Consider the following 17,056-nt stretch of genomic DNA (forward strand, 5'->3'; position numbering starts at 1 on the left):
TTCTTCACCGACTGTCCCCCTTGAGGGCTAGGGGACGGCTCCCACCGGGGTAGGGGGTGCTCTGGGGTCTGGTACGAACCGGTGGGACGGGCATACGTCCTATTGTCACGCCGGGTGGTCCGGGTGGCGCAATCGGGGGGCGGACTACGGCTCGCGGAGGCCGAAATTTCCAGGACCGAAACCGTTTCTGCATCTTGCTGAAACAGATTGCAGACCGCTAGCGTCCTGGCAACTCGACACCCCTTCCCCCGCAAGGGAGCCCTCAGTGGCCGCTGTCCCGCCCCGCCGCCGGCGGAGCACCACCCCGACCCGCAGACCCGGTCGCACGGCCGTCCTGCTCGCCGCGACGCTGACCGCCGCCACCCTCGGCACCGCGGCTCCGGCGGCCCTCGCCGCGGCGCCGCCCGGCCCGCCCTCGGACGCCGCGCTGGCCGCCACCGCGGGGCGGCACGACCTCACCCGCGAGCAGTTCTACTTCGTCCTGCCGGATCGTTTCGCCAACGGCGACCGGGCCAACGACACCGGAGGCATCACCGGCAGCCGGCTCGACCACGGCCTCGACCCGGCCGACAAGGGCTTCTACCACGGAGGCGACCTCGCGGGCCTGATCCAGCGGCTCGACTACATCCAGGACCTCGGCACCACCGCGATCTGGATGGCGCCGATCTTCAAGAACAAGCCCGTCCAGGGCTCGGGGGACCAAGCCTCGGCCGGTTACCACGGCTACTGGATCACCGACTTCACCCAGGTCGACCCGCACTTCGGCACCAACGAGCAGCTCAAGGAGCTGATAGCCAAGGCGCACGCCCGGGGCATCAAGGTCTTCTTCGACGTCATCACCAACCACACCGCCGACGTCATCGACTACGGGCAGAAGCAGTACGGCTACCGCTCCACCGGGGCCTACCCGGTGCTGGACGCCGACGGGCGGCCGGTCGACGAGACCGCCGTCGCCGACGCGGGCGTCGGATCCGCGGCCGCCTGGCCGCGGCTGACCAAGGACTCGTTCCCCTACAGCCCGGTCTTCCGCAACCCGGCCGACGCCGGCGCCAAGACCCCGGCCTGGCTCAACGACCCCGCGCTCTACCACAACCGGGGCGACTCGACCTTCGTCGGCGAGTCCGCCACCGAGGGCGACTTCTCCGGCCTGGACGACCTCGACACCCAGAACCCCAAGGTGGTCAAGGGCTTCGAGAAGGTCTACCAGCAGTGGGTCAAGGACGCCGGCGTGGACGGCTTCCGGATCGACACCGTCAAGCACGTCAACATGGCCTTCTGGCAGCAGTGGGCGCCCGCGCTCAAGGACTTCGCCGCCAAGCAGGGCAACAAGAAGTTCTTCATGTTCGGCGAGGTCTACTCCGGCGACCCGGCGATCACCTCGCCGTACGTCACCAAGGGCCGGCTCCAGGCCACCCTGGACTTCCCGTTCCAGAACGCCGCCCGCTCCTACGTCTCCCAGGGCGGCTCTGCCCGCGGCCTCGCCGACGTGTACGGGCAGGACTACCGCTACACCACCGCCGACACCGACGCCTACGAGCTGCCGACCTTCCTCGGCAACCACGACATGGGCCGCTTCGGGTCCTTCCTGGTCGGCGACAACCCGGGCGCCGACGAGGCCACCCTGCTGAAGAAGGACCGGCTCGGCACCGAGCTGCAGTTCCTCACCCGGGGCCAGCCGGTCGTCTACTACGGCGACGAGCAGGGTTTCACCGGCGCGGGCGGCGACAAGGACGCCCGGCAGGACCTCTTCGCCTCGCAGACCCCCTCCTACAACAGCGACCGGGTGCTCGGCGGCCCCGCCGGCTCCACCGACCGCTACGGCCGGGACGGCGAGCTCTACCGGGGCGTCGCCGCCCTGGCCGCGCTGCGCCGTGACCACCCGGCGCTCGCCGACGGCGCCCAGATCGAGCGGTACGCCGCCGACGGCGCGGGCGTGTACGCCTTCTCCCGGATCGACGCCGGGCAGCAGGTCGAGTACCTGGTCGCGGTCAACAACGCGACCGAGGCCAGGACCGTCACCCTGGACACCTTCTCGACCGGCCAGGGCTTCGACCGGATCTACCCGGCGGCGGGGGAGCGGCTGACCAGCGGCGCGGACCGCAGGGTCACCGTCACGGTGCCCGCGCTCTCCTCGGTGGTGTTCAGGGCCGCCGCGAGGCTCGCGCCCGTCGCGGCCGCGCCGCAGGTCACGCTGCGGACCCCGGCCGACGGCTCCACCGGCACCGTCACCGTCGGCGCGGGCGTCGACGGCGGCGGCTTCGACCGGGTCACCTTCGCCGCGCAGGTCGGTGACGCGCCCTGGCGGACCCTCGGCACCGCCGACAACGGGACGTACCGGGTCACCCAGGACCTGAGCGCCGTGAAGCCCGGCACGGTGGTCCGCTACAAGGCCGTGGTCCAGGACTCCGGCGGCCACCTCCGCTCGGCCACCGGCAGCTTCACCACCGGCACCCCGGCCCCCGCGCCGGCGCCCAGCGCCACCGCCCGCCCGTACGCCGTCGTGCACTACCAGCGCAAGAACGGCGACTACGACGGCTGGAACCTCTACGCCTGGGGCGACCTCGCGGACGGCGAGGCCACCACCTGGCCGGCCGGGCACGGCTTCACCGGCCGGGACGCGTACGGCGCCTTCGCCTACGTGAAGCTGAAGGAGGGGGCCTCGGACGTCGGCTTCGTCGTCGAGAAGGACGGCGTCAAGGACGTGGACGCCGACCGCCACATCGACGTCGGCGCGACCGGCGAGATCTGGCTCAAGGAGGGCGACCCGGCCGTCCGGACGGCCAACCCCGGGCCGGTGGACACCCAGCCCGCGAACACCGCGGTCATCCACTACAACCGGGCGGACGGGAACTACGACGGCTGGGGTCTGCACGACTGGACCGGCGCCGCCACCCCGACCGACTGGGGCAACCCGCTGCTTCCGGCCCGCCGCGACGCCTTCGGCGCCGTCTTCGAGGTGCCGCTCGCCCCCGGCGCCACCGGCCTCAGCTACATCCTGCACCGGGGCAACGACAAGGACCTGCCGAACGACCAGTCGCTGGACCTCGCCGTCAACGGCCGCGAGGTCTGGATCCTCGGCGGCCGGGAGGGTTACCTGCTGCCGCAGAACGCCGCCGCCTCCTCCCAGCTGGACCTCGGCTCCGCCAAGGCCCAGTGGATCGACGCCCGGACGGTGGTGGTGCCCGCCGGGTACGGCGCCAACGACGCCGCGCTGGCCGGCGGCACCAGCGCCCAGCTGGTGTACGACCCCGAGGGCGGCATCCGCGCGGACAAGGGCGTGCTGAGCAAGCCCGGGCAGTGGATCCGGCTGGAGCCCGCCGCCGGCGGCCTGACCGAGGCGCAGCGGGCCGCGTACCCGCACCTGGCGGGCTACCGGGCCTTCACCGTGGACGCCCGCGACGCCGCCCGGGTGCCCGCCGCGCTCCGCGGCCAGCTGCTCTTCACCGAGCACCTGCCCAGCGGCGCGGCCCTGGCCGCCACCGGGGTGCAGATCCCGGGCGTCCTGGACGACCTGTACGCGCGCCGCACCGGCCGGGTGGACTTCGGCCCGGCCTACTACAACGGCAAGGTGGCGCTGTCGGTCTGGGCGCCGACCGCCCAGGAGGTCTCCGTCCAGCTCTTCGACGGCCCGACCGGTGGCACGCCCAGGACCGTCCCGCTGAAGCCGGACGACGAGACCGGCGTCTGGGAACTCGTCCGGGACAAGGCCGAGCTGGACGGAAAGTACTACCTGTACCAGGTGAAGGTCTGGGCGCCGTCCGTCGGGCAGCTGGTGGTCAACACCGTCACCGACCCGTACGCGGTCGCCCTCTCCACCGACTCCCGGCGCAGCCTGGTCGCGGACCTCGCCGCCGAGAAGCTCAAGCCGCAGGGCTGGGAGAACCACGCCGTCCCGAAGGCCGTGCCGCCGGCGCAGCAGCAGATCCAGGAGCTGCACGTCCGGGACTTCTCGGTCGAGGACACCACCGTGCCGGCCGCCGAGCGCGGCACCTACCTGGCCTTCACCGAGTCGCAGTCGGCCGGCATGAAGCACCTGCGCGAACTGGCCGGGGCCGGCGTGACCACCGTCCACCTGCTGCCGACCTTCGACATCGCCACCATCCGGGAGAACCGGGCCGAGCAGAAGCTGCCCGCCTGCGACCTCAGGGCGCTGGCGGCGGACAGCGAGAAGCAGCAGGAGTGCGTGGCGGCCGTGGCCGCCGAGGACGCCTACAACTGGGGCTACGACCCGCTGCACTACAACGTGCCGGAGGGCTCGTACGCCACCGACCCGGAGGGCACCGCCCGTACGGTGCAGTTCCGGCGGATGGTGCAGGCGATCCACGAGGCCGGGCTGCGCGTGGTGCTGGACGTGGTCTACAACCACACCGCCGCCGCCGGTCAGGCCGAGCACTCGGTGCTGGACCGGGTCGTCCCCGGCTACTACCAGCGGCTGGACGCCAACGGAAAGGTGACGACGGACAGTTGCTGCGCCGACACGGCGCCCGAGCACGCCATGATGAACCGCCTGGTGGTGGACTCGGTGACCACCTGGGCCCGCGAGTACAAGGTCGACGGCTTCCGCTTCGACCTGATGGGCCTGGATCCGAAGTCCACCATGCTGGACGTGCAGGCCGCGCTGCGGAAGATGACGCCGGACACGGACGGCGTCGACGGGAAGAACGTCTTCCTCTACGGCGAGGGCTGGAACTTCGGCGTCGTCGCGAACGACGCCCGGTTCGAGCAGGCCACCCAGCTGAACATGGCCGGCACCGGCATCGCCACCTTCGACGACCGGATCCGGGACGCGGCCCGCGGCGGCAACTTCCAGCTCTCCTCGGCCCCGCAGCAGGGCTTCGCCTCGGGCCTGTTCACCGACCCCAACGGCTCGCCGGCCAACGGCGGCCCGCAGGAGCAGAAGGCCCGGCTGCTCCGGCAGATGGACCAGCTGAAGGTGGCGCTCACCGGCAACCTGGCCGGCTACTCCTTCACCGACAGTTCGGGCCGGGCCGTCACCGGTGCGGGCGTCGACTACAACGGCGCCCCGACCGGGTACGCGGCCAGGCCCGGTGAGGCGGTGGAGTACGTGGACGCGCACGACAACGCCGACCTGTTCGACGCGCTGGCGTACAAGCTGCCCGCCGCCACCGCGCCCGCCGACCGGGCCCGGATGCAGGCGCTCGCGCTCTCGCTGACCGCGCTCACCCAGGGGCCGGGCTTCGTCCAGGCCGGCACCGACCTGCTGCGCTCCAAGTCGCTGGACGCCAACTCCTACGACTCGGGTGACTGGTTCAACGCCATCCAGTGGGACCCTTCGCAGGGCAACGGCTGGGGTCGCGGGGTGCCGACGGCGGCCGACAACAAGGAGATGTGGCCGACCGCCAAGTCCCTGCTGGCGAACCCGGGGCTGGCGGTGGGCGCCGCCGACATCCGGGCGACCGGCGCGCAGTACCAGCAGTTCCTGCGGATCAAGCAGGGCTCGCCGCTGTTCTCGCTGCCCACCCTGGCAGCCGTGCAGCAGCGGCTCTCCTACCCGCTCTCCGGCACGGCCGGCGAGACGCCCGGGGTGATCACGCTGCACCTGGACGGCACCGGGCTGGCGGGCGCGGAGAAGGGCATCACGGTGGTGTTCAACGCCACGCCCGCCGCGCAGAGCCAGACCGTGGCCGCCCTGCGGGGGACGGCGCAGGCGCTGCACCCGGTGCAGGCGGGCGGGGCCGACCCGGTGGTCAGGCAGGCCGGATTCGCCGCCTCGACCGGCACCTTCACCGTGCCGGGCCGCACCGTGGCGGTCTTCGTCCAGAGCTGACGGATCGTCGCACCCGGCCCCGCACCGCCTCCGGTGGTGCGGGGCCGTGGTATTTCCCGACGATTCCGGGCGAGCGGGTGGCCGAAAACCGCCCCTGGCACGGCCGGAAAGGTGAGGTGACCGATCGGCCCGGCGGCACGGTCCACCCCGTGGACTCCGGGCGGGCCCTGAGCGCTGGTCAGTGCCCGCCGGAAGTGATCGAACTTTCGGGCGGCAATGAAAACCGTCGTCGGTAGTTCGCGCGCCCGTAACACGGAGGGCGGTCCGACGGATGAACGGTCCCGGTAGCTAATCGGCCAATCCGTGGCATGCATCTGTCATTAACGCCTCGTTTGCTGCCACGATTCCCCCGGCTGCAGACGAGGGGGCCCCACCCCCCGGTGCGGCTGTCCCAGGTCAGGTACAGCGCCTCTTCCTGTCAGCAACTGCTCGACACATTGCTCCGCAACCGCACCCGCGCCGCGCACCCGGCGGCGGGGGCCCCCACTGCGCCGCAACCCTGCGGCCAGGTTCTCTCCACCGCACGCGCACCCCGCGTCGGTCGGAAAAGGAGTCCGCATGTCCCGTTACACCCAGGCTCGGAAGGCAGCGGTTGTCATGGCCGCCACCACCGCGCTGCTGGTGACCGGTATCCCCGTCATCGCGCAGGCCGCCACCCCGGACGCGCCGGCTGCCGTCGCCGCCCAGCAGGCGAGCCGCGCCCAGCTGATCGCCTCCGCGACCCAGCAGACCGCCACCCTCGCCCAGGCCCTCGGCCTCGGCGGCGAGGAGAAGCTGGTCACCAAGGACGTCGTCCAGGACGCCAACGGCGCCCGCCACCTGCGCTACGAGCGCACCTACGCCGGACTTCCGGTGCTCGGCGGGGACCTGATCGTCCACCAGGACGCCACCGGCGCCACCCAGGGTGTGACCAAGGCCGCCGACGCCGCTCTGACCGGCGTGAACACCACGCCGAAGCTGGCCGCGCCGGCCGCGCAGTCGGCCGCGCTCGCCGCCGAGTCCGGCGCCGCGCTGGAGAACGCGCCCCGCCTGGTGGTCTGGGCCGCCGACAACAGCCCGCGGCTGGCCTGGGAGACGGTCGTCTCCTCCACCGAGTCGGACGGCACCCCGAGCAAGATGCACGTGGTCACCGACGCGACCTCCGGCCAGGTCATCCAGAAGTTCGAGGGCGTCAAGACCGGTACCGGCAAGGGCGTGTTCGTCGGCAACGTCACCATCGGCACGACGCAGTCGGGTTCGTCGTACCAGATGAAGGACGGCACCCGCGGTGGGATGTACACCACCAACCTGAACCACGGGACCACGGGCACCGGCACCCTGTACACCAAGTCCAGCGACAGCTGGGGCGACGGCACCGTCGCCAACAGCGAGTCCGCCGCGGTCGACGCCCACTTCGGCGTCTCGGCCACCTGGGACTACTACAAGAACACCTTCGGCCGCAACGGCATCCGCAACGACGGCGCCGGCGCCTACAGCCGCGTCCACTACGGCCAGAACTACGTCAACGCCTTCTGGGACGACGACTGCTTCTGCATGACCTACGGCGACGGTGACAGCAACACCCACCCGCTGACCGAGCTCGACGTCGCGGGCCACGAGATGAGCCACGGCGTCACCGCCGCCACGGCCAACCTCAACTACTCGGGCGAGTCCGGCGGCCTCAACGAGGCCACCTCGGACATCTTCGGCACCATGGTCGAGTTCTACGCCAACATCCCCACCGACAACCCCGACTACCTCATCGGTGAGTTGATCGACATCAACGGGAACGGCACCCCGCTGCGCTACATGGACAAGCCGTCCAAGGACGGCGGCTCCGCCGACTACTGGTCCTCCACCGTCGGCAACAAGGACGTCCACTACTCCTCGGGCGTCGCCAACCACTTCTTCTACCTGCTGTCCGAGGGCAGCGGCGCGAAGGTCATCAACGGCGTCAGCTACAACTCGCCGACCCAGGGCAACATCACCGTCGCCGGCATCGGCCGGGACAAGGCCGCGGCGATCTGGTACAAGGCCCTCACCACCTACATGACCTCCACCACCAACTACGCCGCGGCGCGCACCGCGACGGAGAAGGCGGCCACCGACCTCTACGGCGCGGGCAGCGCCGAGCTCCTCGCGGTCGGCACCGCCTGGGCGGGCGTCAACGTCGGCACCGTGCCCACCAACCCGGGTGGCGTCACCGTCACCAGCCCGGGCAACCAGAGCACCAAGGTCGGCACCGCGGTCAGCCTGAGCATCAAGGCCAACGGCGGCACCGCGCCGCTGACCTACTCGGCCACCGGCCTGCCGGCCGGCCTGTCGATCAACGCCTCGACCGGTCTGATCAGCGGCACCCCGACCGCCGTCGGCACGTCCAACGTGACCGTCACGGCCAAGGACTCGGCCAACAAGACCGGCACCGCGAGCTTCACCTGGACCGTCACCGACACCAGCAGCACCTGCACCCCGGCGCAGCTGCTCGGCAACGCCGGCTTCGAGACCGGCAGCGCGGCGCCGTGGACCGCCTCCAGCGGGGTCGTCGACAACAGCGCCTCGCAGGCCGCGCACGGCGGTTCGTGGAAGTCCTGGCTGAACGGCTACGGCTCCACCCACTCGGACAACCTCTCGCAGACGGTGACCATCCCGGCCGGCTGCAAGGCCTCGCTCAGCTTCTACCTGCACATCGACACCGCCGAGTCCGGCTCCACGGTGTACGACAAGCTGACGGTCACCGTCAACGGCACCGCGCTGAAGACCTACTCCAACGCGGACGCGGCGGCCGGCTACCAGCTGCGCACCTTCGACCTCTCGTCCTACGCGGGCCAGACGGTCACCCTGAAGTTCGCCGGCACCGAGGACGCCTCGCTGCAGACCAGCTTCGTGATCGACGACACCTCGATCGCCACCAGCTGACCCGACCCGCTCCGGCGGTCGGTAGAGCTCGGTAGAACCAGGTAGGACAGGGAGCAGGGCCCGGCAGCCACGGCTGCCGGGCCCTGCGTCCGTGCGTCCGTGCGTGCGTCCGTGCGTCCATGTGTGCGGTCGTGCGGTGCGGGGCGCTGCGGGGCGGCGTGGCCGGGCCGGTGGCCGGGGCACGGGCCGGCCGTCGAACGCGGGTGCGTGAGTTTCCGGAAACCGGTCGGCAACTGCGGGGCAACCGCCGGGCAACACGAAACACGGGCGAAACGTGTCCGTCCGCAACCAGAAATCCGCCCTCGCGACACTCTCCCAACCGACCCGCGCTCCACCCTGGCGCGGGCCCGTGGGAAGGCACGCCCCTATGTTCCTGGCTGACTCGTCGCCCGGCCTCGACACCGGTGACACCGCCTGGCTGCTGGCCAGTACCGCCCTCGTCCTGCTGATGACCCCCGGCCTCGCGCTGTTCTACGGCGGCATGGTCCGCACCAAGAGCGTGCTCAACATGATCATGATGAGCTTCGTCTCCATCGCCGTGGTCACCGTGGTCTGGCTGCTGGCCGGCTACTCGCTCGCGTTCGGCCCGGACGTCGGCGGCTGGGGCCTGATCGGCGGCCTCGACCACCTCGGGATGGCCGGAATCACCCCCGCCTCGCTCACCGGCCACGTCCCCACGGTGCTCTTCGCCACCTTCCAGCTGACCTTCGCGATCATCACCGCCGCGCTGATCAGCGGCGCCATCGCCGACCGCGCGCGGTTCGGCTCCTGGGTCGCCTTCACCGCGGTCTGGACGCTGCTGGTCTACGTCCCGGTGGCGCACTGGGTGTTCGCGCCCGGCGGCTGGATCCTGTCGAGGCTCGGCGCGCTCGACTTCGCCGGCGGCACCGTGGTCGAGGTCAACTGCGGGGCCAGCGGCCTGGCCCTGGCCCTGCTGCTCGGCCCCCGGATCGGCTTCCGGAAGGAGGTGATGCGCCCGCACAGCCTGCCCCTGGTGCTGCTCGGCGCGGGCCTGCTCTGGTTCGGCTGGTTCGGCTTCAACGCGGGCTCGGCGCTGGGCGCCAACGGCCTGGCCGCGTCCGCCCTGCTCAACACCCAGGCGGCCGGCTGCACCGGGCTGCTCGGCTGGCTGCTGGTCGAGAAGCGCCGGGACGGCCACGCCACCACGCTGGGCGCCGCCTCCGGCGCGGTGGCCGGCCTGGTCGCCATCACCCCCTCCTGCGGCAGCGTCGACCTGGTCGGTGCGCTGGTGATCGGGCTGGCGGCGGGCGTGGTCTGCTCCTACGCCGTCAGCTGGAAGTTCCGCTTCGGCTTCGACGACTCGCTGGACGTCGTCGGTGTGCACTTCGTGGCCGGCGTCATCGGCACCGCGCTGATCGGCCTCTTCGCCAGCGCGGCGATGACCGGCGGCCCGGTCGGCCTGCTGCACGGCGGCGGCCTCGGCCAGCTCGGCAGGCAACTGGTCGCGGTGGCCGCCGTCGCGGTGTACGCCTTCGCCATGACGTACGGGATCGGGCGGGCGATCGACCGGGTGATGGGCTTCCGCGCCACCGAGGAGGACGAACTCACGGGCCTGGACCTCGCCGTGCACGCCGAGACCGCGTACGATCACGGCGTCCTGGGCCACGGCACGACCGCCCACGCCACCACTGTGCTCACGCACTCGTCCGACAGGACCCCCGCCGCATGAAGCTGATCACCGCGATCGTCAAGCCGTTCAAGCTGGACGAGGTCAAGAACGCCCTGCAGGCCATCGGCGTGCACGGACTGACCGTCACCGAGGCCAGTGGGTACGGGCGCCAGCACGGGCACACCGAGGTCTACCGGGGCGCCGAGTACCGGATCGACCTGGTGCCCAAGGCCCGGATCGAGGTGGTGGTCGAGGACGCCGACGCCGAGCAGGTGATGGAGGAGATCGTCCGCGCCGCCCGGACCGGGAAGATCGGCGACGGCAAGGTCTGGGCGGTGCCGGTGGAGACCGTCGTCCGGGTCCGCACCGGTGAACGCGGGCCGGACGCCGTGTAGTTCGGACGCCGTGCAGTTCGGATGCCGTGCAGTTCGGGCGCCGGCCGGGTGCTGCCCCCGGAGGCCTCCCCGGGCGTCGCCCGGGGAGGGCGGGGCCGGGGTGCCGCTACCGGCCGCCGGCCAGGCCCGTGAGGGCCGGCCACCCGTCGTCGGCGGCGATCTGCTGCCACCGCCCGAGCGCGAACGGCGGCTCGGCCCTGGTCAGGCGCGGGCTGAGCTGCGGGTCGTCCGACTCGTGCAGCGTGCCGTTGTGGACGGCCAGCGCCACCCGGGTGCCGTCCGGGTGGGCGGTCCAGATCCGGTAGCTGAGCCAGCCGGTGGCGGCCGTCCGCAGCACCTCGACGACCTGCGGGAGCCCGCTCGGACCGTAGGCGGCGGCGGTGCAGTGGTAACCCGACGCGCCGTCCGTCTCGCCCCGGCCGTCGCAGGACGGCGCGGTGGCCTGCGAGGCCGGACCGTGCACCTCGACCGAGACCGTGCCGGCGCCGCTCCCGTCGTCGTAGCGCATCCACAGCACCGCGTCCGCCGCCGGGTCGAGGCTCAGTTGGTCGGCGCCCGCCTCGGCCGACAGCCGGATGCCGGGGCCCAGCAGCCTGGCCAGGGTGGCCTGCAGGGCGGCGTGCTGGCGTTGCCGCACCTGGTCGGCCGTGGGGCCGGCGGGGGCGGCCGTGACCGGGCCGCCGCCCCCGCCGCCGGTCCGTCCCGGCAGGCCGGTCAGGGCCAGTCCGGCGGCCAGCGCGAGGACGGCGACGGCCGAGCCGGCGGTCCGCAGCCGGCGCCGGCGGTGCAGCGCCCGGCCGCGTCGGGTGGCCTCGGCGAGCATCACGGCGACCGGCGGGTGCAGGTCCTGGACACTGGCGTTGAGCAGCCGGCCGAGCTCGTGTTCGAGGCTCGGGTCGGGTTCCGGGGCGGCGGCCAAGGCGGGGTCCTCGTCGGGTCGGTGAGCGGGGGCGGGCAGGTCGGTGAGCGGGGCGGGCGGGTCGGGAGTGTGGGGCGGCAGGCCCGGCCGGCCGGTGGGCCGGGGTCAGGGCCGGAGCAGCAGCTCGCGGTCGTCCGCCAGGATCTCGCGCAGCCGGGCGAGCGAGCGCGTGGAGAGCCCCTTGACGGCGGCCGGGCTGGTGCCGAGCATCTCGGCCACCGCCTCGATGGGGTGGTCCTCCAGGTACCGCAGCACCACCACCGCCCGGTTGCGCGGCGGGAGCGTGCGCAGCGCCGCGACCAGGGTCAGTCGTAGGTCGGTGCCCGTTCCGCTGCGGTCGTCCAAGGTGGCGGGGGACTCCGGGAGGTCGGCGACGGCGATCTCGCCGGAGCGGCGCAGCCGGCGGTGCGAGAGGTAGCAGCGCAGCAGCACCTTGCGGGCGTACGCGTCCAGCGAGGGGTCGTCGTCGCCCCGGCGCAGCCGGCCCCAGACCGAGAACATCTTGGCGAGGGTGGTCTGGACGAGGTCCTGGGCCTGGTGCCAGTCGCCGCACATCAGGTAGGCGACCTGGAAGAGCCGTCCGGCCCGGTTGGCCGCGAACTCCTCGAAGTCGCCCGCCCTGCTCATGTCGCCCCCGTGTCCCGATCGCCGGCCGTCCGCCGGCCGTCCGTCGTCCGCCGGCCGTTGCCCGTCGTCCGCGGGCCGGTGCCCCGCCGCGTGCCGGCGGGTGGCCGGATTCCGTCGTCCGCTGCTGTCACCGTTGTCCACGCTGTGGCGGACGGGAAAGTCGCACACGAGTTTTCCGGAGCTGCAGAAACGTTGTTCCCAAGGCCTTGACGGGCTCTCACCGCGACCTTAGGTTCAGCGCTGCAAGTTTCCAGCAAGTTTCAGCAATCTTTCACGAGCGGTACCCCAGGCTGCCCCACCCCAGCCCCCAGGAGACATCGTGGTCACCACCGCCCCCACCCGCCGGCCTGCCCGGACGGCCGGCGCGCTCGCCGCCTCGGCGGCGCTCGCGCTCTCGCTCACCGCGGCGTTCGGCGCCGCCCCCACCGCCCAGGCCGCCCCGCCGGGCAACGGCAAGGGCGTCACCGCCACGCTCTTCGAGTGGCGCTTCGACTCCGTCGCCAAGGCCTGCACCGACACCCTCGGCCCGAAGGGCTACGGCTTCGTCGAGGTCTCGCCGCCCCAGGAGCACATCCAGGGCGGCCAGTGGTGGACGTCCTACCAGCCGGTGAGCTACAAGATAGCCGGGCGCCTCGGCGACCGGGCGTCCTTCAAGAGCATGATCGACACCTGCCACGCGGCGGGCGTCAAGGTGATCGCCGACTCGGTGATCAACCACATGTCGGCCGGCTCCGGGACCGGCACCGGCGGTACGAACTACACCAAGTACACCTACCCCGGGTACTACCAGGACCAGGACTTCCACTCCTGCCGCACCGCGATCAGCAACTACGGCGACCGTTCGAACGTGCAGAACTGCGAACTGGTCAACCTCTCCGACCTGAACACCGGCAGCGGCTACGTCCAGCAGACCATCGCCGGCTACCTGAACGACCTGGCCTCGCTCGGCGTCGACGGCTACCGGATCGACGCGGCCAAGCACATCGCCGCCGCCGACCTCGCCGCGATCAAGGCGAAGACCGCCAACCCCAACGCCTACTGGGTGCAGGAGGTCATCTACGGCGCGGGCGAGCCGATCCAGCCGACCGAGTACACCGGCACCGGCGACGTCGACGAGTTCCGCTCCGGCACCTGGCTGAAGAGCGCCTTCCAGGGCGGCCGGATCGCCGACCTCGCCGGCTGGGGCTCCGGACTGCTGCCGGGCGACAAGGCCCGCACCTTCGTCGACAACTGGGACACCGAGCGCAACGGCTCCACGCTGACCTACAAGGACGGCTCCGCCTACACCCTGGCCAACGTCTTCATGCTGGCCAACCCCTACGGCTCGCCCAACGTCTACTCCGGCTACGCCTTCTCCGGCCACGACGACGGCCCGCCCAACGGCGGCACCGTCAACGCCTGCTACAGCGACGGCTGGAACTGCACCCACGCCTGGCGGCAGGTCGCCAACATGGTGGGCTTCCGCAACGCCGTTGCGGGTACCGGGATCGCCAACTGGTGGTCCAACGGCAACAACGCGATCGCCTTCGGGCGCGGCGGCAAGGGCTTCGTGGCGATCAACCGCGAGACGGGCCCGGTCACCCAGACCTTCCAGACCTCGCTGCCGGCCGGCTCCTACTGCGACGTCCAGCACGGTGACCCGGCCCAGGGCGGCTGCTCCGGTCCGTCCTACACCGTCGGTTCGGACGGCCGGTTCACCGCCACCGTCGGCGCGGGCGACGCGGTGGCGCTGTACGTGGGCGCTCCCGGCGGCGCCGGCGGCGGCACGCCGGTGAGCGGCGGCGCGTCCTTCGCGGTCAACGCGACGACCGTCTACGGGCAGAACGTCTTCGTGGTCGGCAACACCGCGGCGCTCGGCGCCTGGGACCCGGCGCGGGCGCTGCCGCTCTCCTCGGCCGCCTACCCGGTCTGGAAGCTGGACGTGACGATGCCGGCCGGGACGGCGTTCGAGTACAAGTACGTCCGCAAGGACGCCTCCGGGGCCGTGACCTGGGAGTCCGGCGCCAACCGCACGGCGACGGTGCCGGCTTCGGGCGGCGTGGTCCTGAACGACACCTGGCGCGGCTGATCCACCGCGACGGCCGCCGCCCGCCGCCCCGCACCCGGGGAGGCGGGCGGCGGCCGTCAGCGTGCCGCCCGGGAATTCCCCCGCGCGAGTGGCCCGCCGGGGTTCGATCCACTGGGACGGGTGAACGCTGTCAGCATCACGGGATGAGAACCACCCCCGCCGTCCTCGACGTCGAACTGTGCGGCGGCCGCTGGGACGGCCACCGCAAGCGGGTCAACGCCGTGGCCCCGCCGCCCTCGCTGCGGATGGTGCTGCGGGCCGAACTGCCCGCCGCCGAGGCCGGCGAGTACTGGCCGACGACCAGCGTCTACCGGCTGGACGAGGCCGGCGGCCGGCGGCGCTACCGCTACTCCCACGACGAGTAGCGGCCGGCCCGGGGCCGTCGCGCCCGCCGTACGGCTCGCGCCCGGTCAGCCCCGCCCGATGTACGGCATGGTGGTCGCCATCACCGTGGCGAACTGCACATTGGCCTCCAGCGGCAGCTCCGCCATGTGCCGCACGGTGCGGGCCACGTCCGCGACGTCCATGGTCGGCTCCACGGCGACCCGTCCGTCCGCCTGCCGCACCCCGATGGCCATCGCCGCCGTCATCTCGGTCGCCGCGTTGCCGATGTCGATCTGCCCGCAGGCGATCCGGTACGGACGCCCGTCCAGCGACAGCGACTTGGTCAGCCCGGTGACGGCGTGCTTGGTCGCCGTGTACGCGATGGACTGCGGTCGCGGCACGTGCGCGGAGATCGAGCCGTTGTTGATGATCCGGCCGCCCTGCGGGTCCTGGGCCTTCATCTGCCGGAACGCGGCCCGCGCGCAGAGGAAGGCACCGGTCAGGTTGAGGTCGACCACGGCCCGCCACTCGGCGATGTCCAACTCGTCCACCGCGGCCGGGGCGCCGAACGTCCCGGCGTTGTTGAACAGCAGGTCGACCCGGCCGAACCGCTCGGCGGCCGTCGCGAAGAGCGCGTCCACCGCCGCCGGGTCGGTGACGTCGGTCGGCACCACGGCCGCCGCGTCGCCGTCCGGCCCGGCCGCGGCGCAGAGCCCCGCCGTCTCGCGCAGCGGCTCCTCCCGCCGCCCGGCGAGCACCGGCCGCCACCCGGCGGCGGCCAGCTCCACGGCCACGGCGCGCCCCACCCCGCTGCCGGCTCCGGTGACGACGGCGATCTGCTGCGGCATGGCGGTACTCCTCGGGCGGTCATCGGGCGGCTGGTCGGTTGACGGCGGGTGTGCCGATCGTTCCCGATCCGCGCCCCCGAGTCACTGGTGGAAGGACCCAAACTCCGACCCCTGCGACGCGCCGCCGGCTGTGGGGGGCTCCCCCCGCCGCCCGGCGGGGGCCGCCCCCCGCCGGGCGGCGGGGGAGTCGGGCGGCCTTTACCCGATCGTGGGCAAACATTGGAGTGACGCAGGCTGTAGCGCAACCGGGGCGCCCGGGACCACGTCATAAGATCGCAGGACGGCACGCTCCCGCGAGGGACGGCGCGCCGCCGCCCCGGGCGTACGCGCGACGCCGCACCCCGGGTCTGTCCGGCCCCACCCGGGGGCCGCCGCCCGGCTCCCGACGGAGCGGGCGCGACATCGGTCGGAGAGTCCTCACCGTGCAGCCGCAGTCCACCCGCATCCGCGCCGTCCTGACCGGCGCCGCCGCCTTCACCCTGGCCGCCTCGCTGGCGGCCTGCGGTAGTACGGACGCCAGTGGCACGGGGGACACCGCCAAGGTCGGCAAGGGCGCCGGAACGGCGAGCGGTACCGCCGCGCCCGGCACTCCGACGGCCGCCGACGGCACCACGACGGCCCCGGCCCAGAACCCGTCCGGCAAGGTGCTCATGCCCACCGGCCCGGCCGCGAGCTTCACCAAGGCCCGGGACACCGCGGCCGGCCAGATCCTGGTGACCACGCTGAACGGGCCCAAGTCGGGCGTCTCCGGCAAGGTCTGGGTCTGGCTGCCGCCCGAGTACAACGACCCGAAGTACGCCCGGACCGGCTTCCCCGTGCTCACCCTCTACGCGGGCGGCCAGAGCGCCGGGTACAACACCTGGACCGACAACCAGCTGCCGATCCAGGAGATCGACGCCGACCTGGCGAAGTCCGGCAAGGCGCACCCGTTCATCATGATCATGCCGGTGCAGAACCTCGACTCCAACGAGGCCAAGGCCCTGGAGTGCGCCGACATCCCGGGCCAGCCCAAGATGGGCACCTGGATGGCCGAGGACATCCCGGACTTCGTCCGCGCCAACTACCGGACGGTGAAGGGCCGCGACGGCTGGGGTCTGATGGGCGCGTCCACCGGTGCGTTCTGCAGTGCCAAGCTGGCGCTCCAGCACCCGGACAAGTTCAAGGCCGCCGTCCCGATCGACGGCTACTTCAACCCGGACTCGCCGCTCTGGAAGGGCCACGAGGCGGAGCGGCAGGCCAACAGCCCCGAGTTGATGGTCACTCAGGGCAAGGCCGACGTGAAGCTGCTCGCCACGGCGGGCGGTGCCAACGCGTTCGAGATGAAGCTGGTCAAGGCGTGGGTCGCCAAGGCCGCCCCGCCGCTGTCCGTCGAGTACTACGAGCAGGCCGGCGGCAAGCACCTCACCAGCGACTTCAAGAAGATGATCCCGGACACGCTGCAGTGGCTGACCAGGAACCTCGCGGGGCCGCAGAGCGACTGACCCGGCCGCGGTGTCCCGGGCCTTGGTGAAGCTCGCGGCCGGGCCGGTGGGCATGAGCACCTTGCCGGACGGGTTCTGGGC

General features: G+C 72.4%; 10 protein-coding genes. 7 read left to right on the forward strand and 3 right to left on the reverse strand.

All coding sequences use genetic code 11. The annotated features are described in order from the left end of the window. Nucleotides 1–265 precede the first annotated feature (265 nt). From pulA to ACFVYI_RS01125, 4 genes are all read left to right on the forward strand, one after another. Nucleotides 266–5,788: a pullulanase-type alpha-1,6-glucosidase gene (gene pulA / locus ACFVYI_RS01110; RefSeq protein ID WP_387880063.1), complete on the forward strand. Its 5,523-nt coding sequence runs from the start codon at nucleotides 266–268 to the stop codon at nucleotides 5,786–5,788. A 558-nt stretch (nucleotides 5,789–6,346) separates the two neighbouring features. Beyond that, nucleotides 6,347–8,683 (forward strand): M4 family metallopeptidase, encoded by a 2,337-nt coding sequence (locus tag ACFVYI_RS01115; protein ID WP_387880065.1) that lies wholly within the window; start codon nucleotides 6,347–6,349, stop codon nucleotides 8,681–8,683. Between the two features lie 367 nt (nucleotides 8,684–9,050). Beyond that, entirely contained in the window at nucleotides 9,051–10,373 is a 1,323-nt protein-coding gene (locus tag ACFVYI_RS01120) for an ammonium transporter (protein ID WP_387880066.1), read from the forward strand. Further along, nucleotides 10,370–10,708: a P-II family nitrogen regulator gene (locus tag ACFVYI_RS01125; RefSeq protein WP_380577530.1), complete on the forward strand. Its 339-nt coding sequence runs from the start codon at nucleotides 10,370–10,372 to the stop codon at nucleotides 10,706–10,708. The genes ACFVYI_RS01120 and ACFVYI_RS01125 overlap by 4 nt, the downstream gene beginning before the upstream one ends. A gap of 106 nt (nucleotides 10,709–10,814) precedes the next feature. Here the strand turns inward: ACFVYI_RS01125 and ACFVYI_RS01130 are convergent, their stop codons facing one another. Together ACFVYI_RS01130 and ACFVYI_RS01135 are read right to left on the reverse strand one after the other, a co-directional pair. Further along, nucleotides 10,815–11,627 (reverse strand): hypothetical protein, encoded by an 813-nt coding sequence (locus tag ACFVYI_RS01130; RefSeq protein ID WP_387880068.1) that lies wholly within the window; start codon nucleotides 11,625–11,627, stop codon nucleotides 10,815–10,817. Nucleotides 11,628–11,732: 105 nt separating this feature from the next. Then, nucleotides 11,733–12,254 (reverse strand): SigE family RNA polymerase sigma factor, encoded by a 522-nt coding sequence (locus ACFVYI_RS01135; RefSeq protein WP_387880071.1) that lies wholly within the window; start codon nucleotides 12,252–12,254, stop codon nucleotides 11,733–11,735. A 319-nt stretch (nucleotides 12,255–12,573) separates the two neighbouring features. Here ACFVYI_RS01135 and ACFVYI_RS01140 point away from each other — a divergent pair, with 319 nt between their 5' ends. Together ACFVYI_RS01140 and ACFVYI_RS01145 are read left to right on the forward strand one after the other, a co-directional pair. Further along, a complete protein-coding gene (locus ACFVYI_RS01140; protein ID WP_387880074.1) occupies nucleotides 12,574–14,322 on the forward strand; it encodes a carbohydrate-binding module family 20 domain-containing protein in 1,749 nt (582 codons plus the stop codon). A gap of 143 nt (nucleotides 14,323–14,465) precedes the next feature. Beyond that, nucleotides 14,466–14,687, forward strand: coding sequence for a hypothetical protein (locus tag ACFVYI_RS01145; protein ID WP_387880076.1), 222 nt, complete (start codon nucleotides 14,466–14,468; stop codon nucleotides 14,685–14,687). Between the two features lie 45 nt (nucleotides 14,688–14,732). Here the strand turns inward: ACFVYI_RS01145 and ACFVYI_RS01150 are convergent, their stop codons facing one another. Then, on the reverse strand, nucleotides 14,733–15,494 hold the full coding sequence (locus tag ACFVYI_RS01150; protein ID WP_387880078.1) for an SDR family oxidoreductase: 762 nt from the start codon (nucleotides 15,492–15,494) through the stop codon (nucleotides 14,733–14,735). Nucleotides 15,495–15,916: 422 nt separating this feature from the next. Between ACFVYI_RS01150 and ACFVYI_RS01155 the strand changes: the two genes are divergently transcribed. Beyond that, nucleotides 15,917–16,975 (forward strand): alpha/beta hydrolase, encoded by a 1,059-nt coding sequence (locus ACFVYI_RS01155; protein WP_387880081.1) that lies wholly within the window; start codon nucleotides 15,917–15,919, stop codon nucleotides 16,973–16,975. Nucleotides 16,976–17,056 lie beyond the last annotated feature (81 nt).

The sequence above is a fragment of the Kitasatospora sp. NPDC058218 genome (assembly GCF_042882445.1).
Lineage (GTDB): Bacteria > Actinomycetota > Actinomycetes > Streptomycetales > Streptomycetaceae > Kitasatospora.